This window comes from Thermoactinomyces sp. CICC 23799 (genome assembly GCF_016055145.1).
GTDB lineage: Bacteria > Bacillota > Bacilli > Thermoactinomycetales > Thermoactinomycetaceae > Thermoactinomyces > Thermoactinomyces intermedius.
Map to the genome: position 1 here is coordinate 42,357 of NZ_JAECVV010000008.1, position 22,669 is coordinate 65,025.

Annotated in this window: 23 protein-coding genes and 1 other annotated feature; of the genes, 13 read left to right on the forward strand and 10 right to left on the reverse strand. The window is 49.1% G+C overall.

Going from position 1 to position 22,669, the window contains the following annotated elements:
* Positions 1-2 precede the first annotated feature (2 nt).
* The 5 genes from I8U21_RS11480 to thiD all read right to left on the reverse strand — a co-directional run bounded on the left by I8U21_RS11480 (position 3) and on the right by thiD (position 4,467).
* Entirely contained in the window at positions 3-1,232 is a 1,230-nt protein-coding gene (locus I8U21_RS11480; protein ID WP_370527082.1) for a glycoside hydrolase family 10-like protein, read from the reverse strand.
* 169 nt (positions 1,233-1,401) lie between these two features.
* A complete protein-coding gene (locus tag I8U21_RS11485) occupies positions 1,402-2,082 on the reverse strand; it encodes a hypothetical protein (RefSeq protein ID WP_198053951.1) in 681 nt (226 codons plus the stop codon).
* A gap of 28 nt (positions 2,083-2,110) precedes the next feature.
* Positions 2,111-2,635 carry a matrixin family metalloprotease gene (locus tag I8U21_RS11490; protein ID WP_181731975.1) on the reverse strand — a complete coding sequence of 175 codons (525 nt, stop codon included), beginning with the start codon at positions 2,633-2,635 and terminating at the stop codon, positions 2,111-2,113.
* Positions 2,636-3,025: 390 nt separating this feature from the next.
* Positions 3,026-3,661: a thiamine phosphate synthase gene (gene thiE, locus I8U21_RS11495; protein ID WP_181731974.1), complete on the reverse strand. Its 636-nt coding sequence runs from the start codon at positions 3,659-3,661 to the stop codon at positions 3,026-3,028.
* Entirely contained in the window at positions 3,658-4,467 is an 810-nt protein-coding gene (gene thiD / locus I8U21_RS11500; protein WP_198053952.1) for a bifunctional hydroxymethylpyrimidine kinase/phosphomethylpyrimidine kinase, read from the reverse strand. The genes thiE and thiD overlap by 4 nt, the downstream gene beginning before the upstream one ends.
* A 167-nt stretch (positions 4,468-4,634) precedes the next feature.
* Between thiD and I8U21_RS11505 the strand changes: the two genes are divergently transcribed.
* The 3 genes from I8U21_RS11505 (at position 4,635) to I8U21_RS11515 (ending at position 6,014) form a co-directional block, all read left to right on the forward strand.
* Positions 4,635-5,339 carry a DsbA family protein gene (locus tag I8U21_RS11505; RefSeq protein ID WP_198053953.1) on the forward strand — a complete coding sequence of 235 codons (705 nt, stop codon included), beginning with the start codon at positions 4,635-4,637 and terminating at the stop codon, positions 5,337-5,339.
* Positions 5,340-5,342: 3 nt separating this feature from the next.
* Positions 5,343-5,759, forward strand: coding sequence for a disulfide oxidoreductase (locus tag I8U21_RS11510; protein WP_198053954.1), 417 nt, complete (start codon positions 5,343-5,345; stop codon positions 5,757-5,759).
* A gap of 90 nt (positions 5,760-5,849) precedes the next feature.
* The gene (locus I8U21_RS11515; RefSeq protein ID WP_181731970.1) at positions 5,850-6,014 is read left to right on the forward strand and encodes a sporulation protein YjcZ; all 165 of its coding nucleotides are present in this window, start codon (positions 5,850-5,852) and stop codon (positions 6,012-6,014) included.
* Between the two features lie 58 nt (positions 6,015-6,072).
* Here the strand turns inward: I8U21_RS11515 and sspI are convergent, their stop codons facing one another.
* Positions 6,073-6,285, reverse strand: a complete 213-nt coding sequence (gene sspI / locus I8U21_RS11520; RefSeq protein ID WP_181731969.1) for a small acid-soluble spore protein SspI — start codon at positions 6,283-6,285, stop codon at positions 6,073-6,075.
* A gap of 61 nt (positions 6,286-6,346) precedes the next feature.
* Here sspI and I8U21_RS11525 point away from each other — a divergent pair, with 61 nt between their 5' ends.
* From I8U21_RS11525 to I8U21_RS11565, 9 genes are all read left to right on the forward strand, one after another.
* Positions 6,347-7,057 (forward strand): potassium channel family protein, encoded by a 711-nt coding sequence (locus I8U21_RS11525; protein ID WP_181732021.1) that lies wholly within the window; start codon positions 6,347-6,349, stop codon positions 7,055-7,057.
* Entirely contained in the window at positions 7,054-7,890 is an 837-nt protein-coding gene (locus tag I8U21_RS11530; RefSeq protein WP_181731968.1) for a TrmH family RNA methyltransferase, read from the forward strand. The genes I8U21_RS11525 and I8U21_RS11530 overlap by 4 nt, the downstream gene beginning before the upstream one ends.
* Positions 7,891-7,915: 25 nt before the next feature.
* Positions 7,916-8,134: a binding site (T-box leader), on the forward strand.
* 109 nt (positions 8,135-8,243) lie between these two features.
* Positions 8,244-9,245, forward strand: coding sequence for a phenylalanine--tRNA ligase subunit alpha (gene pheS / locus I8U21_RS11535; RefSeq protein ID WP_181731967.1), 1,002 nt, complete (start codon positions 8,244-8,246; stop codon positions 9,243-9,245).
* Positions 9,246-9,262: 17 nt separating this feature from the next.
* Positions 9,263-11,680 (forward strand): phenylalanine--tRNA ligase subunit beta, encoded by a 2,418-nt coding sequence (pheT, locus tag I8U21_RS11540; protein WP_181731966.1) that lies wholly within the window; start codon positions 9,263-9,265, stop codon positions 11,678-11,680.
* A 2-nt stretch (positions 11,681-11,682) separates the two neighbouring features.
* Positions 11,683-11,976 carry a cell division protein ZapA gene (zapA, locus tag I8U21_RS11545; RefSeq protein ID WP_181732020.1) on the forward strand — a complete coding sequence of 98 codons (294 nt, stop codon included), beginning with the start codon at positions 11,683-11,685 and terminating at the stop codon, positions 11,974-11,976.
* A 13-nt stretch (positions 11,977-11,989) separates the two neighbouring features.
* Positions 11,990-12,523 carry a CvpA family protein gene (locus I8U21_RS11550; RefSeq protein WP_181731965.1) on the forward strand — a complete coding sequence of 178 codons (534 nt, stop codon included), beginning with the start codon at positions 11,990-11,992 and terminating at the stop codon, positions 12,521-12,523.
* A gap of 81 nt (positions 12,524-12,604) precedes the next feature.
* Positions 12,605-14,329, forward strand: a complete 1,725-nt coding sequence (gene polX, locus I8U21_RS11555) for a DNA polymerase/3'-5' exonuclease PolX (protein WP_232333882.1) — start codon at positions 12,605-12,607, stop codon at positions 14,327-14,329.
* 260 nt (positions 14,330-14,589) lie between these two features.
* The gene (gene sleB / locus I8U21_RS15335) at positions 14,590-15,495 is read left to right on the forward strand and encodes a spore cortex-lytic enzyme (protein ID WP_415860538.1); all 906 of its coding nucleotides are present in this window, start codon (positions 14,590-14,592) and stop codon (positions 15,493-15,495) included.
* Positions 15,496-15,594: 99 nt separating this feature from the next.
* Positions 15,595-17,949, forward strand: a complete 2,355-nt coding sequence (locus tag I8U21_RS11565) for an endonuclease MutS2 (protein ID WP_198053955.1) — start codon at positions 15,595-15,597, stop codon at positions 17,947-17,949.
* A gap of 146 nt (positions 17,950-18,095) precedes the next feature.
* Here the strand turns inward: I8U21_RS11565 and I8U21_RS11570 are convergent, their stop codons facing one another.
* Both I8U21_RS11570 and I8U21_RS11575 read right to left on the reverse strand, forming a co-directional pair.
* Positions 18,096-19,181, reverse strand: coding sequence for a S8 family serine peptidase (locus I8U21_RS11570; RefSeq protein WP_232333911.1), 1,086 nt, complete (start codon positions 19,179-19,181; stop codon positions 18,096-18,098).
* A 285-nt stretch (positions 19,182-19,466) separates the two neighbouring features.
* On the reverse strand, positions 19,467-19,688 hold the full coding sequence (locus I8U21_RS11575; protein ID WP_181731961.1) for a hypothetical protein: 222 nt from the start codon (positions 19,686-19,688) through the stop codon (positions 19,467-19,469).
* 199 nt (positions 19,689-19,887) lie between these two features.
* On the opposite strand from I8U21_RS11575, the gene I8U21_RS11580 reads away from it, so the two are divergent.
* Complete coding sequence (locus tag I8U21_RS11580; protein WP_198053956.1) at positions 19,888-20,910, forward strand: aromatic acid exporter family protein; 1,023 nt, start codon at positions 19,888-19,890, stop codon at positions 20,908-20,910.
* On the opposite strand, the gene I8U21_RS11585 is transcribed toward I8U21_RS11580, so the two are convergent.
* Both I8U21_RS11585 and I8U21_RS11590 read right to left on the reverse strand, forming a co-directional pair.
* Positions 20,907-21,101: a hypothetical protein gene (locus I8U21_RS11585; RefSeq protein WP_198053957.1), complete on the reverse strand. Its 195-nt coding sequence runs from the start codon at positions 21,099-21,101 to the stop codon at positions 20,907-20,909. The genes I8U21_RS11580 and I8U21_RS11585 overlap by 4 nt on opposite strands.
* Positions 21,102-21,224: 123 nt before the next feature.
* On the reverse strand, positions 21,225-22,616 hold the full coding sequence (locus I8U21_RS11590; protein ID WP_198053958.1) for an RsmB/NOP family class I SAM-dependent RNA methyltransferase: 1,392 nt from the start codon (positions 22,614-22,616) through the stop codon (positions 21,225-21,227).
* Positions 22,617-22,669: the final 53 nt, after the last annotated feature.

Consider the following 22,669-nt stretch of genomic DNA (forward strand, 5'->3'; position numbering starts at 1 on the left):
CGTCATTTCGATTTGCCGTCCAACCAAGACATGGGCGGAATCTCGGCAGGTTCCCGGTACAGATCGTTTGCCAGACGGTCTTTGATGCCGAGGCGATTGGCATTTAAGTCTTTGTAACTGAAAAAAATGCTTCCTTTTGCAAACGCGTTTTGCCGGATCATTTTGATCTGGTTGGGGATTTCTTCCGGGTTGTCCCAAGCTTCGTTATCGTTGCCGATCTTGTAGGCGGCATGTCCAATATATAAATGAATGTTTCTTCCCGCCACTTCGCCGGACCACCATGCAAGTAACTTGGCATAGTCGGCGGCCGGATGGCCGATGTTCCAGTAAATTTGCGGGGCGATGTAATCAAGCCATCCCTGCCGGATCCATGTGCGCGAATCGGCATATACCGTGAAATAGCTTTCGGATCCGTTCGTGTCGGAACCGGTCGGATCGCTTGATTTGTTTTTCCAGATGCCAAACGGGGAAATGCCGAACTTCACACCCGGTTTCTCGCTTTTGATGGCCTGGCTGACCCGCTGAACGAGGGTGTTGACATTATGCCGCCGCCAGTCTCCTTTGTCCGGAAAATTTTTCCCGTAAGTTTGATAGGTTTCATCATCCGGGAAGTCTTGTCCCTGAACAGGATACGGGTAAAAATAATCATCGAAATGAACGGCATCAATGTCATAATTGCGGACCACTTCCATGATGCTGTCCACAATATGATCTTGGACAGCGGGGATTCCCGGATCGTACCACAGTTTTCCCCCGTAAGAAACCACCCAATCCGGGTTTTTTCGCGCCGGGTGGTCCGGAACCAATTGATCCAGTCGTGTGTCCATGCTCACCCGGTAGGGATTGAACCAGGCGTGAAACTCAAGATTTCGTGCATGGGCCTCTTGAATCATAAAGGCCAGCGGGTCATAGCCGGGGGATTTTCCTTGTTCCCCGGTCAGATATTTTGACCACGGATTCCATCGGGAGGGATAAAAAGCGTCCGCAGTCGGACGGATTTGCACCACCACCGCGTTTAATCCCATTTTTTTGGATTCTTCCAATATCCGGATAAACTCGTTTTTTTGTTCTTCCGCACTCAGATACGGGCTGGACGGCCAGTCGATGTTCGTGACACTGGCGATCCAAACCCCCCGGAATTCAATTTGACCGGAAGTACGGGCATCCACCGCCGGATACCATGTGAAAGCGATCATCAAAGATGAAAGCAATAACGGGACCCATCGCTTCACAATCCATCTCCTCTCATTCGATTGATAATGTTTCGCAAATTTATTATATCAAAATATTCCGACGCCTCGTCTTGAAATCTCTGAAAGGCGAAATAAAAAAACAAGCGAGAGTCACGTTCGCTTGTCCAAAAAAAGTCCAATCAGGTTTTTGCCTTGATGGAAGCTTGTTTTATTTCGGGTTTGCTTCCAAATCGATCCAATCAAAGAGAGAGGATAAAGGTTTGCCTGTGATCTGATCATTATAATCGGACGGAAAACCGTCAATGCTGATATGGACGATTTGATCTTGCGTTTCCACACGTTGTTTTTGCAGTTTCATGGAAGGCATGACCAAATGGGCAATATTTTTTTGGTCCAATTTAATGGAATGCGGTGTAAACCGGAATGTGTAGTAATGGGTGTATGCATCCGGGTGATTCAGAAATAAAATGTATTTTTGGTTATTCTCCGGTTGGGTGTAAAGAGGATGGATGATTTCAATTTTATTGCCATCATTGGTTTGCAATTGAAGCTTGTGGGCAATGCCGATTTCGATGTTCTTTTGATCCAGTTCTCCTTTGAGCACCCGGTCGACTTGAAATTTGTACACTTGCACTTCATGATAGGTGTTTTCGGAAGGAAGTGCCGGATTTTTCGGATTCCGCGCCCCGTTTTCCACCCGGTCCATTCCTTTGTACTCGCCGAGGACGATGACGGGGGCTTGATCAATCATGGCCGGCAAATTGTTTGCCATGGCCAAATCGACATGCATGCCCATGTTCACTTCCTCTTTTTTGTCACCGGGCATACAGCCGGCAGCAAAGAGAAGAAAGACGGTTGTAAACAGAAAAGAGATTTTTTTCCACTTCAATGAAAATCCTCCTTTAAGCCAGGAAGTTTCACTCATATAAATTGTTTACCCCGTTGATGTCGTCGGTCTGCGGGGTATATGTTTGAAACCGGTCCCGTTCCGTATTCATCAGGGATGTCCAATTGGTATGCGCCAAACCGAGAACGTGCCCGATTTCATGACCCAGGACGCTTTGCCCGAATTGGGAGTCATTATTGGACTCATAGTATGTATTCATTTTTGCCACCCAGGAATTGATGCAGGAACCCACGCCGGTCTGCCAGTAAGAATAGCCGAAATACCCATCCGTGCTGGAGTAATAAGAATCGACTACTCCGGTTGCGGAGGAATCGCCTTGTACGAAACGGCGTTTGTCTTGAGCTTCATTCCAGCTTTGAATCGCTTTTTTGGAAGCTTCCTGATGTTCTTTCGTGATGTGTCCGCCCCAGCGATAGTATACATAATAATAATCACATAATTTGTCACCCGTAAAGCTGTATGCGAAAGTCATGGAAGGAAATATCCACACACACAAAGGGGTGATGAGGAAAAGAATGAGTGCTTTCTTTTTCAACTTGTTTCCCTCCTAATGTGGAATGCCCAGCTGCTGCAATCATCTACTAAGTTATAATACTTTTATACTTTTGTCTAACGCATTAATCCTATATTTTTTAAATCAAAAGTATATCCATTAAAAGAAAACCCAGCCCTGAAGGACTGGCTATGGGAGGATTTGTTATTTTTTACAGTCGCAATCCGGGCATTTGCAATCCGGGGTTCCGCATTTATCGCACTTTGAGAGGATGAGCGAAGGCATTGGCGCACCTCCTTCACGGAAAGTGGAAGTGAGATTGGAAGAGATTTGAGCGTTCTCTATCCAATTATATAATAATATTATTATATGTGTAAATATAATTTTTAGAAATATAAGAATAATATCTTGTGTTTTTTTAATATATTTGGTTCATCTGTTTTTCAAGGCTTCCGCGGCCTGTCGGGGTGACCGGCTTTGTGCAATGGCGGAGATGACGGCGACTCCGTTGGCTCCTGCTTCCCGGACCTGCCGCGCATTTTGCCGGTTAATGCCGCCGATTCCCACAATGGGAAAGGTTTCCCCGACGACGCTGCGGATGCGGGTGATCGTTTCCGGCCCGACGGGATGTCCGGCATCGGATTTGCTTTTGGTGGCAAACATAGGCCCGACACCGATATAATCGGCTCCGTTTTGTACAGCTTCCAGTGCTTCGGTTTCGGTTCTGGCGGAAACCCCGAGGATCCGCTCTTTGCCGATCAACTTTCTGACATGGAAAGCGGGCAGGTCTTCCTGGCCGATGTGCACTCCGTCCGCTTCCAGGATGAGGGCCAGGTCGACACGGTCATTCACAATAAAAGGGATTTGGTGTTTTTGGCAAATGGCGCGGAGGCGGAATCCCAAATCCACGACTTGGTGCATGTGAAGATCCGGATGTTTTTCCCGGAACTGAAAGCAAGTGATGCCGCCGTGAATGGCCTCCTCCAGAATGTTTTCCGGTGAACGGCCGGAACAATCCTGGGTGCCCATGATGAAATAAACTGACAGAACGTCGTCAGACCATTTCATTGGTATTCCTCCTTCCGGCGGTATGCAAAGTGATTGGTCGGGCCGTTTCCTTTTCCGAGCATCAAAGGATTTCCGACTGCAGCAGTGATAAAATTCTTGGCTTGACGAACCGCTTCGTGCAAAGATTCTCCTTTGGCCAAGTAAGCGGTGATGGCTGCCGAAAAGGTGCAACCTGTTCCATGGGTGTTTTTGGTCTTGAAGCGGGGCGATGAAAAGGAGACAAAATCTTTTCCGTCATACAACAAATCGATTGCCTCTTCTTCTTTGCCGTGTCCCCCCTTGATGATCACTGCTTTGGCCCCTTCATCCACCAATTTCCGGGCCGCTTGTTTCCTGTCTTCCCAGCCGGTGATCCGTTGGTCTGCAAGGATTTCTGCTTCATGCAAATTGGGAGTGACAAGGGTTGCCAGCGGCAATAATTTTTCCTTCATCGCCACCCGGGCGTCTTCGGTGAGCAGTTGGTGTCCGCTGGTGGAAACCATCACGGGATCGATGACCAGGGGACCGATTTGGTGTTCTTTGACTTTGGCCGCAACCACTTCGATGATTTCCGCATTGGCGAGCATGCCGGTTTTGGCTGCATCCACTCCGAGGTCTGTGACAACGGAGTCGATCTGTCGGGCAACCAGATCGGGATCCACCACGCCCACCTTTTGAACCCCAAGGGTGTTTTGGGCCGTGATGGCCGAAATCGCGCTCATCCCAAATACATAAAGCTCTTGAAATGTTTTTAAATCTGCCTGAATTCCGGCGCCCCCGCTGCTGTCGGAGCCGGCGATGGTGAGTGCACGTGCAATCTGTTTCATGATGCTTCTCCTTCTGTCCTGATCTTTTCCATCGCATTGTAACACAAGGGGACAAAAAGAATAAAGCCGAAAAACTTGCCGGAAAGATGGGATTTCAGCACCTGAGAAAACGGAATGAACTTTCTTTTTTTTTTATTGTAAAATCGATGAGGGAGGTGACTTGATTTATGGCAAATGCACATAAAAAAAAGAAAAAGATCCAGATGAGCACCATTACCATGGTGACGGTTTTGGTTGTTTTTATCGGATTGGGTGTTTTTGCCATCATCAATTCTTTCGCGGGGAAGAATGATTCCGGCGAAGAGACGGCCCGGGTGCTTCCGGTTGAATACGAAGGGCAGCCGGCGATTGGCGATGACAATGCCCCTGTCAAATTGATGGAGTTTGGCGATTATAAGTGTCCGGTGTGCAAAGTGTTTCATGACACCGTTTATCCCAAGTTGAAAAAAGAATATATCGATACCGGCAAAGTGCAGATGTATTTCACCAATTACCAGTTTATCGGGGAAGATTCGATCACGGCGGGAATGGCCGGAGAAGCCGTTTACCAACAAGATCCCGCAGCATTTTGGAAGTTTTATGACGCCATTTACACCCAACAGAAAGATGAATCCGTGAAATGGGCCACTCCGGACTTTTTGGAACAATTGATTGCACAAAACATTCCCGGGGTGGATGCCAAAAAAGTGCGGGAAGACCTGGATCAGAATACGTATTTAAATGAAGTGACGGCAGACAACAACAGAGCAAAAAAATTAAACATCGATTCGGTGCCGGCAATTTTCATCAACGGAAAAAAAGTGGAGAATGCACTGGATTATGAAGCCCTCAAAAAAATGATCGACAGCGAGCTGGCAAACAAGGAGAAGTGAAGAATGCGTCTGGTGAGAACGTACGGTATTTATTTTGCTTGGATCGTTTCACTCATCGCGACATTGGGAAGCCTCTATTTCAGTGAAATATTGGGTTTTATTCCCTGCACGTTGTGTTGGGTGCAACGGATTTTGATGTATCCGCTGGTGATCCTTCTCGGCATTGCCTCCTACCGGAATGACCGGGGGATCATTCCTTATGTGTTGCCGATTACCGTATTGGGGGCGGGCATATCGCTTTTCCATTATCTCAAACAAAAAGTTCCGGCCCTCTCCGAAGTTGCTGCTTGCAAGGTGGGCGTTCCCTGTGAGCAAATGTATATCAACTGGTTTGGGTTCGTCACCATTCCCTTTTTGGCCTTGGTGGCTTTTCTGCTCATCACCGGCTTCCTGTGGGCGGCACGAAAATATTTTGAATAAATTAGGCTGTTTTTTTAGGGATTTGTCCATTCTTTCCTGTCTTTTGATACATAAAGTAGTGAGAGATAGGCAAATGAAAGGAGACAGCCTATGAAACGGAAATTGGCCAGTGGTCCCTACGATCACTATGACGGTTTGGGATCGAAGTGGTTTTTGATCGCGATCCTGGTGATTTTGTTCATCCTCTTTGTTTGCTTTTGGGGATTCTACGGATTCGGCGGGTTTGGCGGATTCGGCGGCGGTTTCTTCTGGTGAGGAACAATGCAGAAGCCTGCTCTTTTTTCAAAGAACAGGCTTTTTTTATTCTGGGCCATTATTGTTTGGAAAGGGATTGACGCAGGGTTTCAATCATTTCCTGGCGTTCTTCTTCCGTGCTGTTTTTCCAGATGACTTCAAATAAAACGCCCAAACCCGGAAGCAACTTTTCTTCCCGTTGTTGAATAGAGTCAACAACCAATTCTTGCAGTTCTTCTTCATTCATGTTATGAATGTTGTGAATCACTGCACCACGGATGTCAAAATTCATGTGTAAGATCCTCCTTTTTGAATATAGATTGTGCGGATTATGGAACATTATCCAACAATGGATGAAAAAGTTGCGGCGTAAGCTTTTATGGAAGAAAGAGGTGGACAAGCGATTGGAAATCAAAACCTTTGCTGTCATCGGGCTGGGAAGGTTCGGAGGGACGATGGCGCGCACTTTGCACGAGATGGGATACGAAGTTTTGGCCATCGATAAAGATGCTTCCCGTGTCCAAGAGATGTCGCAAATCGTCACCCATGCCGTCGAGGCGGACACCACCGATGAAAATGCACTCAAATCTTTGGGGATACGCAATTTTGACGTGGTCATCGTGGCCATCGGGAACGATATTCAGTCAAGCATCTTAACGACTTTGCTGCTCAAAGAAATCGGCTGTAAACAGGTGGTGGTCAAAGCCATCAACGAATTGCACTGGAAGGTGTTGGACAAAATCGGAGCCGACCGGGTGGTCTTTCCGGAGCGCGACATGGGCGTCCGGATGGTGCACAGTTTAATCTCCCCGAATATCCTGGATTATATCGAGTTATCCAATGACTACAGTATCATTGAAATCATCGCCCGGGACTTTTTTTCCGGAAAGACGTTGCAAGAGCTGGACATCCGGGCCCGGTTCGGTTGCAACGTGATGGCCATCAAAAAGGGAAACACCTTTAACATTGCGCCTTCGGCCTCCGATGCGATTCATGAGGGAGACGTTTTGATCGTGATCGGACACAACAAAGATTTGCAAAAATTACAGGAGCATGCCAAATGAAAAAGACGGAACGGATTACATCTTCGGAAAACCGACAATGGAAACAATGGAAAAAACTGAAAACCAAAAAAGGAAGAAAGCAGCAAGATGCATTATTGATCGAAGGGGAACATTTGATTGAAGAGGCGGTGCAGGCCGAACAGGTTTTTCAAGCCGTGATTTTTTCCGAAGCCGCGAAGGAAAAAAAGGCGGATTGGCTGAAAAAGGTTCCCGGAAATGTTCCGGTGTTTGAATTGCCTTCATCCTTGTTTCAACAGCTGGCGGAAACCACGACGCCCCAGGGAATCATGGCGGTGATCCGTTGCCCCCGTTGGTCACTGGATGAAGTGTGGAAACAAAACCACAGCGGGAAAACGTTTTTGCTTTTGGATTCCATTCAGGATCCGGGGAACTTGGGCACGTTGATCCGGACCGCCAAAGCAACGGGCATGGACGGGATCTTTTTGGGCAAAGGGACTGTGGATCCTTTCAATGGCAAAGTGGTCCGGGCTTCGATGGGGGCCATTTTCAAAGTGCCGTTATGGCAGGAGGATTTAAGTTGCGTCATTCCCGGGTTAAAAGAGCGGAACGTGACGGTTGTCAACACTTCTCCGCATGCAACCCGCTCTTATTTTCATTATCCGTTACCATCCCGGGTCGCCATCTTGTTGGGAAATGAAGGGCGGGGGGTGGACCGCCGCTTGGAGGAATATGTGGATGACCATGTGACCATTCCCATGCCCGGCGGAACGGAGTCACTGAATGTTTCCGTCACCGGCGCTTTACTCATGTATGAACGAATTCGCCAAGGCTCCTTGCGGGGAAATGGAGAGTTCGATTATAATATAAAATAATTTTTCCGCAGAAATTTCATATCCATAAACGGCTGTGAAGGAGACAAGTAGGCAGTACGGCCTTTCAGGGAGGAAATGCCGTGACTGAAAGCATTTCTAAGGAACCGGCTGTTGAAATTCACTCCGGAGCTGACCCCTGAATGATGAAGTAGGGGGGACCGGTTGATGACCGTTATTTAAAAGAAGCGGAGAAGGATTTGTCCTTCTCAAAAAAGGGTGGTACCGCGGATCTCTCGTCCCTTTGGGCGTGAGGTCTTTTTTATTTATGGAATAATTTTCTATTTTATCTTTTTCTATTATATCTTCTGATGTGATGCCATTGACGACAGTTTTTACCGAAAGGAGATCGAACAATGCGTGAGCGATTGGAAGTCTTGAAAGAAGAGGCGACTTCAGTCATTCATCAGGCGCAAAGCCTGGATGAATTGCGTGAATTGAAAGTGAGGTATCTCGGAAAAAAGGGTGAATTGACCGGTGTGCTCCGGGGCATGAAAGATCTTCCTCCCGAAGAGCGTCCGGTGATCGGAAGCATGGCCAATGAAGTCCGTGGATATCTGGAAGAGTTGATTGCGGGAAAAGAGAAAGAACTGGAAGAGGCGGTTCTTCAGGAACAAATTAACCGGGAAGTGATTGATGTTTCTTTGCCCGGTATCAAACCCGAACCGGGGACGTTGCATCCTTTGCAACTGATCATTGAACAAGTGGAAGACATTTTTGTCGGAATGGGCTTTGAAATTGCAGAAGGTCCTGAAGTGGAAACCGATCAATTTAACTTCGAAATGCTGAACTTGCCGAAAGGTCATCCGGCCCGGGACATGCAGGACTCTTTTTACATCACTCCGGAAATTCTGCTCCGGACTCATACATCCGCCGTACAGGTTCGCACCCTTCTGGAAAAAGAAGGCCAAGTTCCGGTGCGGATTATCGCTCCCGGAAAGGTGTACCGGCGGGATGACGACGATGCCACCCATTCGCACCAGTTTACGCAAATTGAGGGGCTTGTGGTGGACAGCGGGGTGTCCATGAGCGAATTAAACGGTGTGTTGTTGACCATTATTGAGAAAATGTTTGGCGAGGAAACCGAGATCCGTTTGCGCCCCAGCTACTTCCCGTTCACCGAACCGAGTGTCGAAGTGGACATTTATCATCCTGAAAAAGGATGGGTTGAAATTTTGGGGGCCGGCATGGTTCATCCTTATGTGCTGGAAAAAGCCGGCTACAATCCGGAACGTTATTCCGGCTTTGCGTTTGGGATCGGTGTGGAAAGGATTGCGATGTTGAAATATGACATTGACGACATTCGCCATTTCTACAACAACGATTTGCGTTTTTTGCGGCAATTTAAGAACGTCTGAAGAGGTGAATTGGAAGGATGTTAGTATCTTATGAATGGTTGTCTCAATATGTTGATCTGGAAGGAATTTCGCCGGAAGATATCGCGGAGGAGTTGAACCGGACCGGGATTGAGGTGGAAGTCATTTACACCCGGGATCCGGGCGTAAGCGGCGTGGTTGTCGGTGAAGTGTTGTCGGTGGAGCCTCATCCGGAAGCAGACCGGTTGAATATTTGCACGGTGAATGTGGGGAAAGGGCAACTGTTGCAAATTGTCTGCGGAGCCAAAAATGTGGCGGCAGGGCAACGGGTTCCGGTCGCTTTGATCGGTGCCAAACTGCCGGGCGGAGTCCATATCAAAAAAGCCAAACTGCGCGGCGTGGAATCGCACGGGATGATTTGCTCGGCCAAAGAGCTTGGATTTCCCGACAAAGTGCTGATGAAGGAGCAAACCGAAGGGATTTTTGTATTGGAACCGGATGCTCCGGTCGGAATGGATATCAAAGAATATTTGAGCATGGATGACCAAGTGATCGAATTGCAGTTGACCCCGAACCGTTCCGACTGTTTGGGAATGTGGGGAGTGGCCCATGAAGTGGCGGCGATCTTTGACCGGGAATTGCGCCTGCCGGTCATCTCCGAACAAGTTCCGGGCGAAGCAGGAACCGGGGTGGAAGTTGTCGTAGAATCTGTTGAGGACTGTCCTTTTTATGCCGCTCAAGTGGTTGGCAATCTGGAAGTGGGACCCTCCCCGCAATGGATGCAAAACCGTTTGATTTCAGCCGGGGTCCGGCCGATCAATAACATTGTCGACATCACCAACTATGTGATGTTGGAGACGGGGCAGCCTTTGCATGCTTTTGATTTTGACAAAATTGCAAGCGGCCAAATCCTGGTCCGTCGCGCCAACGATGGGGAAAAAATTGTGACATTGGACGATGTGGAGCGTGAATGTGACCCCGAAATGTTGCTGGTGACGGACGGACAAGAGCCGCTGGCGGTTGCGGGCGTGATGGGGGGAGCTTCTTCGGAAGTAACCAAGGAAACCAAAACCGTATTGCTGGAGGCTGCGTTCTTTAATCCGCTGACCGTCCGCCATACTTCCAAAAATCTGGGACTCCGGTCGGAAGCGAGCACCCGTTTCGAAAAAGGGGTGGATCCGGAACAAATTCTTCCGGCGCTTTACCGGGCGGTGCAATTGCTGCGCCAACTTTGCGGAGGGGTCGTTTCTTCGGATGCGTCTGTGCACAAGGCGGGAGATGTTGAAGAAGTGACCGTTTCTTTGCGTCATGAACGACTCGTCAATTTGCTGGGCGTGCAAATCAGTCCGGATGAAGTGATGGACATCTTCCGTCGGCTGAGATTGCCGGCTGCATTGGAAAACGATGTTTACCAGGTGCAAATTCCGACTCGGCGCCCCGATCTCATGATGGAAGTGGACTTGGTCGAAGAGGTGGCCCGATTGTACGGCTATGACCGGATCCCGACGACATTGCCCTGGGGTCAGCAATTGCCGGGCGGCCTGACAAGGGAACAAAAACTGCGCCGCGATGCACGGCATATGTTGCGGGAACTCGGGTTGAACGAAGTGGTGACCTACAGCCTGACATCGGAAGAGGCCGAGCAGGAAATCGCTTCGTTGTATGACCTTCAACTCATCCGTGTGGCCATGCCGATGAGTAAGGAACATGCGGTGCTGAGGACGAAATTGTTGCCGCAATTGATCAAAACGGCTGCATACAACGTCCACCGCGGTAATGAACGAGTTCAACTGTTTGAAGTGGGGAAAGTTTATTTGACGCAAGAAGAGACATTGACCGATTTGCCGGAAGAACGGCTGCAACTGGCCGCGCTCATTGCCGGGCCGAAAGCTGCGTCCATCTGGAAAACCCCGCAAGTGGATGCGCAGAATTTCTATGAACTGAAAGGAATTTTGGAAAGCGTCTTGGAACGGTTCGGAGTGCGGGATGCGGAGTATCAAGCGGCCGATTTGAACGGATTCCACCCGGGAAGGACCGCACTGTGCGTGGTGGAGGATGAAGTGATCGGCGTATTGGGGCAACTGCATCCGAAATTGGCCAAGCGTTATGATTTGAGTGAACCGGTTGTGCTCCAGCTGGATCTGGAAAAACTTCTTGAAAAGGATCCCGAAGTGATTTATGAACCGATTCCCCGCTATCCGGCCGTAACCCGTGACCTGGCCGTGACGGTGGATGAAAATGTGCCGGCCGGCCGGATCGAAGCAGGAATCCGGAAAGTGGCCGGAGAATTGCTTGAATCTGTTACCCTGTTTGATGTGTTTACCGGGGAGCAGATTGGGGAAGGTAAAAAAAGTGTGGCATATTCTTTGGTTTTCCGGACGAAGGACCGGACATTGACCGATGAAGAAGTTCATCAAATCCATGAGCGAATTGTCCATTATCTGACCGAGCAATTTGGTGCACAGCTCAGACAATGAGCATGGATCAACGGGGAAACCTTCACAGTGTGAAGGAGGACGGTGCAGTGAGAAATAAATTAAGTGTGGAAATCTACGGAACCCAATATCAGCTGACGGGAAAAGCAAGTCCCAGCCATATGCGTCAGGTGGCAAGCCACGTCGATGAAAAAATGCGGCAAATCGCCGACAACAACCCGCGTTTGGACGTGGCCCGCCTGGCCGTCTTGTCGGCGGTCAATATTGCGGATGATTATTTAAAACTGAAACAGGAATATGATGAGATCATGCACTTGATTGAAGACGAAGAGCCATGAGGTGAAAAACAGCATGAATGGTTTTGACATGATTGTCCTTCTTCTTCTTGCCGGTGCATTGATCCAGGGATACCAGCAGGGGCTGGTCATGCAAGTGACTTCGTTGGTCAGTTACCTTTTGTCCCTCTGGATTGCCTTTCATTTTACGGATGAGCTCGCGCCGGTGCTGAGCAACTTGTGGGATCTGCCGGATTCCGCGCAACAAGGATGGATGGCATTGTTGCCGGTGGATAAAATGATCTACTCGGCGATGGCTTTCTTCATCCTGTTGATCGGTGCACGCTGGGTATTGTCCATCTTCGCCTCCCTTTTGAATCAGGTGGCTAACTTTCCCGTTCTTCACTCCATCAATAAAGCGGGAGGGGCCATCCTCGGGCTGGCCAAGGTGATGCTGATCACGTTCATTCTGGTCAACGTGCTTGCGGTTCTCCCTTGGAGCACCGGGCAGGAAGCGGTGGAAGGATCGAAGGTGGCTCATGCGATTACCGGCTGGACGCCGGATTTGACCCGGGAACTGGATCGGTTGTTTCAAGGAAAGGCATTATAACAGATTTGGAATGCAACAGCTGTCGGGCGGGGTTCCTGACAGCTGCTTTTTTTGAAAAAAGGCATGACGGGAGGGAATGCTTTGAACAATAAACAAATCGCCGGCACCTTGCATGCATTGGCCGATTACATGGAGATCAAAGGGGAAAATGTTTTTAAAGTAAACGCCTTCCGCCGGGCGGCGCGCACGATTGAAAACAGCCGCTTTCAGATTGCGGAGGCATTGGATCGTTTGCCGGAACTTCCCGGAATCGGCAAAGGAACGGCGGAAGTGATCCGCGAAATTGTCGCCACCGGCACTTCCCGTTACCTGGAAGAATTAAAAGCCGAATTGCCCCCGGAATTGCCGTTGTTGCTAAAATTGCCCGGATTGGGGCCGAAATCCGTCCATACGTTGTATCACAAACTTTCAGTCACCAATTTGGACGGGTTGAAACAAGCGGCGGAGAAAAAACAAATTCAAACCCTGGCAGGATTCGGACCGAAAAAAGAAAAAAAGATTCTGGAAGCCATCGAACAATTTCAAAAGCGGCCCGAGCGTTTTCTGCTGCATGAAGCCATGGCCGTGGCTGCCGTCATCCGACAGCGTTTGCAAGCCATTCCCGGGGTGGAAAAGGTGGAGTTGGCCGGCAGCATCCGCCGGTTTAAGGAAACGATTAAAGACATTGATTTTGTACTGGCAACAAACCATCCCGCCGAAGTGGCGGAACAGATCGCACAATTGCCTGAAGTGACACAAGTGGTCGGGCAAGGGGAGACCAAGGTCAGTATTGTCGTGGATACCGAAGGCCTGGTGATGGGAGTCGACGTGCGCCTGGTGTCCCCGGGCCAATTTGGCAGTGCCCTCAGTCATTTCACCGGTTCGAAAGAATTTAACATCCGCATCCGTCAGCGGGCTAAACAATATGGTTGGAAAGTGAGCGAGTACGGCATTTATGATGCCGAAACCGGCCAAACGGCAAAATTTGAAAAGGAAGCCGATTTTTTTGCCCACTTGGATCTTCCTTTCATCCCGCCGGAGTTGCGCGAAGATCGGGGGGAAATGGAAAAAGCGGATCAGTCCTCGCTTCCTGCGCTCATCCGGTTGGAGGATTATCGCGGGGATTTACATGCGCACACCCTTTACAGCGACGGGGCGCACTCCATCAAAGACATGGCACTGGCTGCCAAAGCCAAAGGGTATGAATACATGGCGGTGACGGACCATTCCCGGTCCTTGAAGGTCGCCGGCGGTTTGACCGTGGATGAGGTGTATGAGCAATGGGAGGAAATCGACCGGCTGAACCGGGAGGGACTGGGAATTCAGATTTTAAAAGGGGCGGAAGTTGACATCCTGGCGGACGGAACCTTGGATTATCCGGATGATTTGCTGAAACAGATGGACCTGGTGATTGCATCGGTGCACACACAATTCCGGCAGGATGAAGCGACCATGACCCGCCGCATCATCCGGGCGATGGAAAATCCTTATGTAAATATTCTTGCTCATCCGACCGGGCGCCTGTTATTGCGGAGGGATGCTTATGCTGTGGATGTGGACCGGTTGTTTCAAGCCGCCCGGGAGACCGGCACCATTTTGGAGTTAAACGCCAATCCGCACCGCCTGGATTTAAATGACCGGTTGTTAAAGAAAGCAAAAGAAGAATACGGATTAACATTTACGATCAATACTGATGCGCATTCCACCGCGGAGTACGATTCGATCATTTACGGAATTGCCACCGCCCGCCGGGGTTGGTTGGAAAAAGAAGATGTCATCAATGCATACCCGTTGGAACGGTTGAAAGCCGTGCTTAAAAAAATTTAACGGCCGGACGTGAACCGTCAGCCGGGTTTTTTACGCCGAATGCCGGACGGAAGCGGTCCGGCTTTTTTGTTTTGCGGATGCGATCTGCATGAATTTAAACGGGACTTGGCATAATAACCAGTAAATATCAACCAGAAAAAGGGTTGTGAGCTTGTATGGTCAATCGTGTGGTTTTGAAATGGTTTGCATCTTGTTTTTTGATTGTCAGTCTCTGTTTGAGTGCATGGTTGGCTCCGGTTTTTGCGGCGGAACCACAACAGATTTCAGCGTCAACGGCTTTTGGGGACACCATTCTCAAAAAAGGTGCCAGAGGCGGCGATGTTTATGAATTGCAGGGACGTTTAAAACTTTTGGGGTTTTACACCGGAGATGTGGATGGAGTGTTCGGCCATCGGACTTATTTAGCCGTCCGGTTGTTCCAGTATGAATTCGGCTTGAAGATTGACGGTGTGGTCGGGCCGAAGACGAAATTGAAACTTTGGCAATCGACAAAGCATTGGCGGCCGGAAATGACCAATCAGAAAGGACCGGTGCTCAAGCGGGGGAACCGGGGCGGCGGTGTCTGGGAGTTGCAAGGACGTCTCAAGCATATCGGTTTTTACACCGGAAAATGGGATGGCTATTTTGGAGAAAGAACGTATCGCGCTGTCCGGTTGTTCCAATATGAATTCGGTCTGAAAGTGGATGGCGTGGCAGGACCGAAGACAATGCAAAAACTCAGGAAGGCAACCAAAAATTATGCCCCCGAAACCAAGTGGAAACAGCCGCAAAAGAGCAAACAGGTTTCCATTCCAAAAAGCAGTTACGGCTTGTCGCAAAATGATATTCAACTGTTGGCACAAGCCGTTTATGCGGAAGGACGGGGCGAATCTTACATCGGACAGGTTGCCATTGCCGCGGTGATCTTGAACCGGCTGGAAAGCAGGGAATTTCCGGATACCATCTCCGGGATCATCTTTCAACCCTTGGCATTTGAAGCGGTAGCCGACGGGCAAATCTGGATGCAACCGGATGAAACGGCCAAAAAAGCAGTCAGGGATGCTTTAAACGGTTGGGATCCGACCGGAGGCGCATTGTATTACTTCAACCCGGAACGGGCAACCTCCAAATGGATTTGGAACCGGCCGCAAATCAAAAAAATCGGCAAACATATCTTCACACACTGAGCAACCATCGGGCTGATTTCGCGATTGGCCCGATGTTTTTCGTTCACGGGAAATGCTATAATAAAGAATGATTTTGAAAAGAAAGAGGAGTTGTCCGGCGTGGAGCAGTGGACGCTGAAATCGTTGGAATATGACCAAGTTAAAGAGATGGTGAAAAGCGAGGCCGCAACGGTCTTGGGAAAAGAAAAAGTCAGCCGGTTGACCCCTTCTGGTCAAAGGGATCAGGTGAAACACCGCCTGCAAGCCACACAAGAAGGCATGGACTTGATCCGGTTGAAAGGGGACCTTCCGCTGGGAGGGGTCCGGGATATCCGCGCCGCGGTCCGGCGGGCAGAAAAGAGCGGAGTCTTGACTGAATCGGAATGTCTGGACATCGCCGGTACCATTTCGGCCGGACGCCAGGTGAAGTCTTTTTTGCGGCAAGTGGATGAAGAAGAGGCGCCGCTTCCCATTCTGCGCGGTTTGACCGAGCAGGTGGAAAGTTTGGAATGGATCGAAGAAGAAATCCTGAAAAGCATCGATGAACAGGGAATCGTCAAAGACCAAGCCAGTCCCGGATTGGGGAAAATCCGGAGCCGCATCGGGGAAGCGAAAAAGCAAATTCAACAAACCTTGCAGGAAATTTTGCGCAATCCGCATTATACAAAGATGATGCAGGAAGCCATCATCACCCAGCGGTTTGACCGGTATGTCATCCCCGTCAAGCAGGAGTACCGTTCCCGGTTCCCGGGAATTGTCCATGACCAGTCCTCATCGGGGGCGACATTATTCATCGAACCGGAAGCGGTCGTGTCATGGAACAACCAGTTGCGTCAGCTCGAGTTGCAAGAGAAACAGGAAGTTGAAAAAGTATTGAAAAAGCTGACGGAGAAAATTACCCCCGAAGTGGAGAGCTTAAAAAGGAATCTGGAAGTTTTGGCCAGCCTGGATTGCATCATGGCTTGTGCCCGGTTCGGATATCGGGTGAAGGGGATTTGCCCGGAGATTTCCGAGTCGGTATTGCACCTGAAAAAAGCCCGCCATCCCTTGATCAGAGGAGAAGATGTGGTTCCCATCGAAGTTTCGATCGGAGAGGATTACCATGCCATTATTATTACGGGCCCCAACACCGGAGGAAAAACGGTGACACTGAAAACGGTCGGTTTGTTTGCTTTAATGACACAATCCGGAATTCCCGTTCCCGCTGAAGAAGACAGCATCATGCCGGTGTTTGGCGGGGTGTATGCCGATATCGGGGATGAACAGAGCATTGAACAAAATTTGAGTACCTTTTCCGGACACCTCACCAAGATTATCCGCATTTTAAAACAGGTGGATGAGAAAAGCCTCGTATTGTTCGATGAATTGGGCGCAGGAACGGATCCGACGGAAGGGGCGGCGCTGGCTATTTCCATTTTGGAATATGTGATTCAAAAAGGGTCGTTTGTCATGGCGACCACCCACTACAGTGAATTAAAACTGTTTGCCCATCATCACCCGAAAACCGTCAATGCCAGCATGGAATTTGATGTGGAGACATTGAAACCGACCTACCGCTTGTTGATCGGGGTTCCCGGCCGCAGCAACGCGTTTAACATTTCCCGCCGTTTGGGATTGCCGGAAGAAATCATTGAGCGGGCCAAAGCGCATCTGTCCAGTGATGAAAAAAGCCTGGAAGAAATGATATCTTCTTTGACCTCTGAGCAAAAGCTGGCGCGGGAAAAACACGAGGAAGCGGAAGCATTGCAGAAAGAAGCCGAAGCTTTGTATGCGGATATCCGGGAAAAATGGGAGCAGTTCGAGGAAGAAAAAGCGGCGCTCAAGGAAAAAGCACGTCGAGAGGCGCAAAGGATCATCGCCAATGCCGAGCGGGAAGCGGAAGAGGTCTTGAAGCAACTCCGTGCGTGGGCCAAAGCCCGTCCGGGGGATTTAAAAGAGCATGAATTAAGTGATGCGAAAGCCCGGCTGAAAAATGCGGTGCCGGATTGGGAATTGCCGCAAAAAACGAAGAAAAACACCGGCAAATCCGAGAAACTGACCGTGGGGGATGAAGTCCGCGTTTTATCTGTAAATCAGAACGGGACCATCACCGAGGATCTGGGCGACGGATATTATCAAGTGCAAGTCGGCTTTTTGAAGATGAAAATGCATCAGGACCAGTTGGAAAAACGTTCTTCGTCAAAACCGGCTGACGTGAAAATCAAGCCGACGGTCAACCGGATGTCTGCCCATGTGAAACCCGAATGCGATTTGCGGGGCAAACTGGTGGAAGAGGCATTGCTGGAAATCGACAATTATTTGGATAAAGCCCTGTTGGCGGGCTATAAAGAAATTCATCTCATTCACGGCAAGGGGACGGGTGCACTTCGCCAAGGAGTGCAAAAGTTTTTGCGCAGCCACCGGCATGTGAAAAGTTTTCGTCTGGGCAACCATAATGAAGGCGGATCCGGCGTGACGGTGGTGGAATTGAAGTAAAGATTGCATATGGAGGAAACCGATGAAACACTTGCCATGGATCTTGGGAACCATTTCTTTGCTTTTCTTCATAGCAGGGGTTATTTTCTTTATGTTTTATGCGTGAAAAAGAGGCTTTTCCTTAAACGGAAAAGCCTCTTTCTTTATCAATAATTGACGGCTTTGTAAGCATTGATTCTTCCGTGTTGGAAGTAAGTTCCGGTGCCGCTGATTTTATCGGCGGTATTTTCAATGGCAGCCCGGATTTCTGAGTTACTGCGGCCTTGGCTGGCCAACAAAGCGGCAAGTCCTGCCACATGTGGCGTGGCCATGGAGGTTCCGCTCAACGTTGCGTAACTGCTGTTGATGTAGGTGGAGTAGATGTTGGAGCCCGGAGCGGCTACATCCACCCAGCTTCCGTAGTTGGAGAAGTAAGACAGGCTGTCATTGGAATCGGTGGAAGCGACAGCAATGGCTTGTGAGTAATAAGCCGGATAGTTGGGCGTGGAGCTGCTGCTGTTTCCTGCAGCGGCAACCACGACGGCTCCGCTGTTCCAAGCTTGTTGGACAGCGCTTTGCAAGGCCGAGCTTCCGGATGTGCCACCCAAGCTCAAGCTGATGACGTCTGCCCCGTTTTGGGCGGCATAAGCGATTCCGTTGGCAACGGCTGCCATGGTTCCGCTTCCGCTGTTATCCAGCACACGGACCGGCATGATGGAAGCGTTGGGAGCCATTCCGGCAATTCCCCTGCCGTTGTTGGTCACAGCAGCGGCAATTCCGGCACAGTGGGTTCCATGTCCGTTCCCGTCTTGGGGATTGCTGTCGTTATCGACAAAGTCATACCCTTGGACGATTTTCCCTTGCAAATCCGGGTGATTGGTTTGAACCCCGGTGTCCACGATGGCAATCACCGTGCTGCTGCTGCTACGGGTGACATCCCAAGCTTGGGGGGCTTGGACTTTTTGCGGTCCCCATTGCTGGCTGGAAAGGTCATTGGGTGTCCACATGATGTGAACGTAATGGTTGGGTTCAACATATTCCACATTGGGATTGTTTTTGTATTTTTCGATCATTTTTTCAACCGAACCATCAAACTTAACCACTTCGAAACCCAAATATTTGGATTTTTCGATCGATTTGGCCCCGTATTGAGCGTGAATCGATTGGGTGGATTGGGCGGAGATGCCGTCTTTAAACTTCACAATCAACTCACCCGGCACATAGTCATCGGTGGAGGCAGGGCTGGCAAACATGGTCCCGGGCACTGCAAGAAGGACAACCAATAACAGTGCCGTGGCAATACTCAGGAAACGTTTCATATTTTCCCCTCCTGTTTCTGATGAGATCCCCTTATCTGATTTTTCAGCAAAACAACAAAACAAAAAGATATGTGTGTGGCAACCCTCCTTTTTATTTAATCCATAAATATTTTTCTACAAAAAAGTAATATATCCTTCTTTAATTTTTAATAATTTGAAATTAAAAAAATAAGGAGCTGATTCTTATCGTATCATCAGCTCCTGAAACGGGTTGTCGGTTCACGGCTTCCCTCCGGGTTGATTGGTTACCGCTTCTTCGTAATCTTCCGCAAACTGTTGCATCTCTTTTTGCAATTGATGTAGATAAGCCATGGTATCCCGTTGTCTTACCGGATCCGTTCCCGTTTGGGAAAGCAGATGTTCAGCCCGTTGGTAACTGGATGCCAATAAGTGATAATAAGTTTTTTTGGGTGAAATGTTTTTGATGACGGATGAATTCATTGAAACCTTCTCCTTGCCGTAAAATTTCCGACATTCATATCATACCAGATTTGGAAATGAACCACTAATTTCCTGGGAAATTACAAAATGAAACCGTTCAGTGTGTTTATGCTTGCAGGTTTTGCTTGCACCTTTGGCACTGCCGTCATATGATGGTATATAGTGATTCTGGAACAGAAAAATAAAAGAGTGAGTGTGCATGATAATCGGATACCGAACCATTAAAACGGCGATTGGCATTGCGCTGTCCATTTCCATTGCGCAATGGATGGGACTGCAATATTATACGGCAGCCGGCATCATTACAATGATTTGCATCAAAACGACAAAGAAGCAATCTTATCAAACGGCATGGGAACGTTTTTTCGGCTCTCTGGCAGGATTGGGGATTTCAGCCGTCTTTTTTGAATGGATTGGTTATCATACTTGGACGTTGACCTTGTTGTTGCTCGTGTTGATTCCGATGAATGTTTATTTAAACCTCAAAGACGGGATTGTATCCAGTGCGGTGGTCATCATGCATCTTTATGTGCTGAAAGATGTCAATGGAAAGATCATCGTCAATGAAATCTTGTTATTGGTGATCGGAATCGGCATGGCGGTTCTGCTCAATGCATACATTCCCAGTGCGGAAAAAGAGCTGAAAGCGTACCGGCGCAAAATTGAAGAGAATTTTAAGATTATCTTGCGGGAATTTGCCGCTTATCTCCGTGAACCTGAGCGGTATTGGGACGGAAAACAAATCACGGAGACGGCGCAATGGTTAAAGGAAGCCAAAGAGTTGGCTGTCCGGGATATTGAAAATCAATTCAACGAATCAGCCCTTGATTATTACCAGTATTTCGAAATGAGGGAGCGGCAGTTTGAAGTATTGGAACGGATTGCGCTGACCGTTTCCACTTTAAACTACAGCAGTGAACAGGGGCAAATGATTGCCGGGTTTTTGGAGGATGTGGCAGATGCCATTCATTACGGCAATTCCTCGCAAGTGTTTTTGAACCGGTTGGAAGAGATCAGGGAAAGTTTTCACAACTCCCCTTTGCCTACGACAAAAGAAGAATTTGAAACGCATGCCGCTTATCTGTATTTTATTAATGAAATGCGCCGCTTCTTGATGATTAAGAAGAAATTATGGAAGAAAAAAGGAGAGAAACAACAAAAAGAAAAAAGGCTTTTTCGCCTGTTCCCGGCGGTCCGGTGGAGAAAAGATTCACAAGGCTAGCGTCTGCGGGGACGGATATTGATCCGGACGTGGCGGGGTTTGACAGCCGGGGGTTGCGGTTTTTGCTCTTCCTCTTCTTCCTGGTCCTCAAAAAAATGTGACATAAACAACCATTCAGGCTGAATCATTCCCATGGCCACCTGGGTGTAGGGAAGATATTTCGGCCAGGTATCGGACGGCTTTTTTTCCACGGGGGCAACCCCTCCCTGGGTTCTGTCCCTTTAAAATGATTCATCTATCGTAACCTATGTGAGCCGAAAGGGGATTTATGATAAAAAATAAAAAAAGACGGGAGATTTTTTCTCCCGTCTTTTTTATTTCAATGTGCGATCCCAGCGTAGCCATTTGGGATAATGGTTTTTCAACAAATTGCCGGAAACTTTTCCCCAGCCGATCGGATATCCGTCCACCGTGACCAGTGTCCAGCCTTTGGCCAGATCGCTCGGCAAAGTTTCTCCTTGCAAATACAGAAGAAGGTCGGGATCATCCGTCTGAAAATCACAGGTTTGTTTCACCTGTTCCGGAAGGCTGGAAAGTGCCAAGGCGTGGGAAGGTACAAAATGGCTGCGTTTGGCCTGCCCAAGGTATCTGCCGGGCCTTTCCACCCGCAATCCTTTTAACGAGGGGAGATCCGGGTGCACTTGATAAAGATGATCGCCGTACATGGTGAAAGTCCCTTCCAAAAGGTCCGTTTGGTTGTAAGTTTCCTGAATGAAGGACTTCCACACTTTTGCGGCCGGTTGTGGAACGGGCGGGAATTTGCCGGGCCGGGTTTTCCGGGTTTCCTGTTCTTCTTTTTTTTCCATAAGCACAACGAAGTGGCCCTCTCCTTTCAAGTGATGAGGCCAAAGCCGGCACGCTTGATTTAATGCGGGAACCCGGTTTCCCGCCCATTCGGGATGTGCCGGCTGATAATGAGGAGCCGCTTGGATCGATTTGATTTCAAAGCCGGGATGATTTTTCAGGAAGGCCGCGATGACTTGTTCATTCTCCGTCGGGTTGAACGTACAAGTCGAATAGACCAAACGGCCGCCCGGACGCAACATCGGGGCAGCAGCCGTGAGTATTTCATATTGCAATTCCGCGCATTTCTCAACCGCTTTCAGGCTCCAGCGGGTGGCGGTTTCCGGATCTTTCCGGAACATGCCTTCTCCCGAACAGGGGGCATCAATCAAAATGCCGTCGAAATATTGGGGGAAGCGGGCCGCCAGATGGGCCGGGGTTTCATTCAGGACGACGGCATTGGTGACTCCGCAGCGTTCTAGGTTTTCCACCAAGGCTTTGATCCGTTTGCCGTCAATTTCATTGGCAACCAGGACCCCTTTTCCTTGCATTTGCGAGGCCAGCTGTGTGGTTTTTCCTCCCGGAGCGGCGCACAAGTCCAAAATTTTTTCTCCCGGCTTGGCGGAAAGGGCTTCTGCCGGAGCCATCGCGCTGGCATCCTGAATGTAGTATAAACCGGCTGCATGGTAAACGTGTTTTCCCGGACGGTCCCGTTCATGGTCATAATAAAAAGCCGGCGGGCACCATGGAACCGGTTCCAGCCGGAAAGGAACTTTTTCCGGGAAGGAGAGGTGTCCGGTTTTCAACGTGTTGACGCGTAAACTGCGAACCGGAGCCGATTCATAAGTTTTGAGGAATGCCGGATATTCATCGCCCAATAAGGATTTCATCAGTTCCAAGAAGTCTTGCGGAAGAGATTGCACAGTATTTCCTCCTTAAAAATAAGCTCCATCCAAAAAATCAGGCACTATTATAC

Coding starts and splice junctions, on each gene's coding strand:
- I8U21_RS11505 (WP_198053953.1), top strand. CDS start 4,635: ATGGCAAATGCACATAAAAAAAAGAAAAAGATCCAGATGAGCACCATT.
- I8U21_RS11530 (WP_181731968.1), top strand. CDS start 7,054: ATGAAAAAGACGGAACGGATTACATCTTCGGAAAACCGACAATGGAAA.
- I8U21_RS11510 (WP_198053954.1), top strand. CDS start 5,343: ATGCGTCTGGTGAGAACGTACGGTATTTATTTTGCTTGGATCGTTTCA.
- I8U21_RS11575 (WP_181731961.1), bottom strand. CDS start 19,688: ATGAATTCATCCGTCATCAAAAACATTTCACCCAAAAAAACTTATTAT.
- I8U21_RS11515 (WP_181731970.1), top strand. CDS start 5,850: ATGAAACGGAAATTGGCCAGTGGTCCCTACGATCACTATGACGGTTTG.
- zapA (WP_181732020.1), top strand. CDS start 11,683: ATGGATCAACGGGGAAACCTTCACAGTGTGAAGGAGGACGGTGCAGTG.
- I8U21_RS11570 (WP_232333911.1), bottom strand. CDS start 19,181: ATGTTTGCCAGCCCTGCCTCCACCGATGACTATGTGCCGGGTGAGTTG.
- I8U21_RS11525 (WP_181732021.1), top strand. CDS start 6,347: ATGAAAAAGTTGCGGCGTAAGCTTTTATGGAAGAAAGAGGTGGACAAG.
- thiD (WP_198053952.1), bottom strand. CDS start 4,467: ATGAAACAGATTGCACGTGCACTCACCATCGCCGGCTCCGACAGCAGC.
- thiE (WP_181731974.1), bottom strand. CDS start 3,661: ATGAAATGGTCTGACGACGTTCTGTCAGTTTATTTCATCATGGGCACC.
- pheS (WP_181731967.1), top strand. CDS start 8,244: ATGCGTGAGCGATTGGAAGTCTTGAAAGAAGAGGCGACTTCAGTCATT.
- pheT (WP_181731966.1), top strand. CDS start 9,263: ATGTTAGTATCTTATGAATGGTTGTCTCAATATGTTGATCTGGAAGGA.
- sspI (WP_181731969.1), bottom strand. CDS start 6,285: ATGAATTTTGACATCCGTGGTGCAGTGATTCACAACATTCATAACATG.
- I8U21_RS11580 (WP_198053956.1), top strand. CDS start 19,888: ATGATAATCGGATACCGAACCATTAAAACGGCGATTGGCATTGCGCTG.
- I8U21_RS11550 (WP_181731965.1), top strand. CDS start 11,990: ATGAATGGTTTTGACATGATTGTCCTTCTTCTTCTTGCCGGTGCATTG.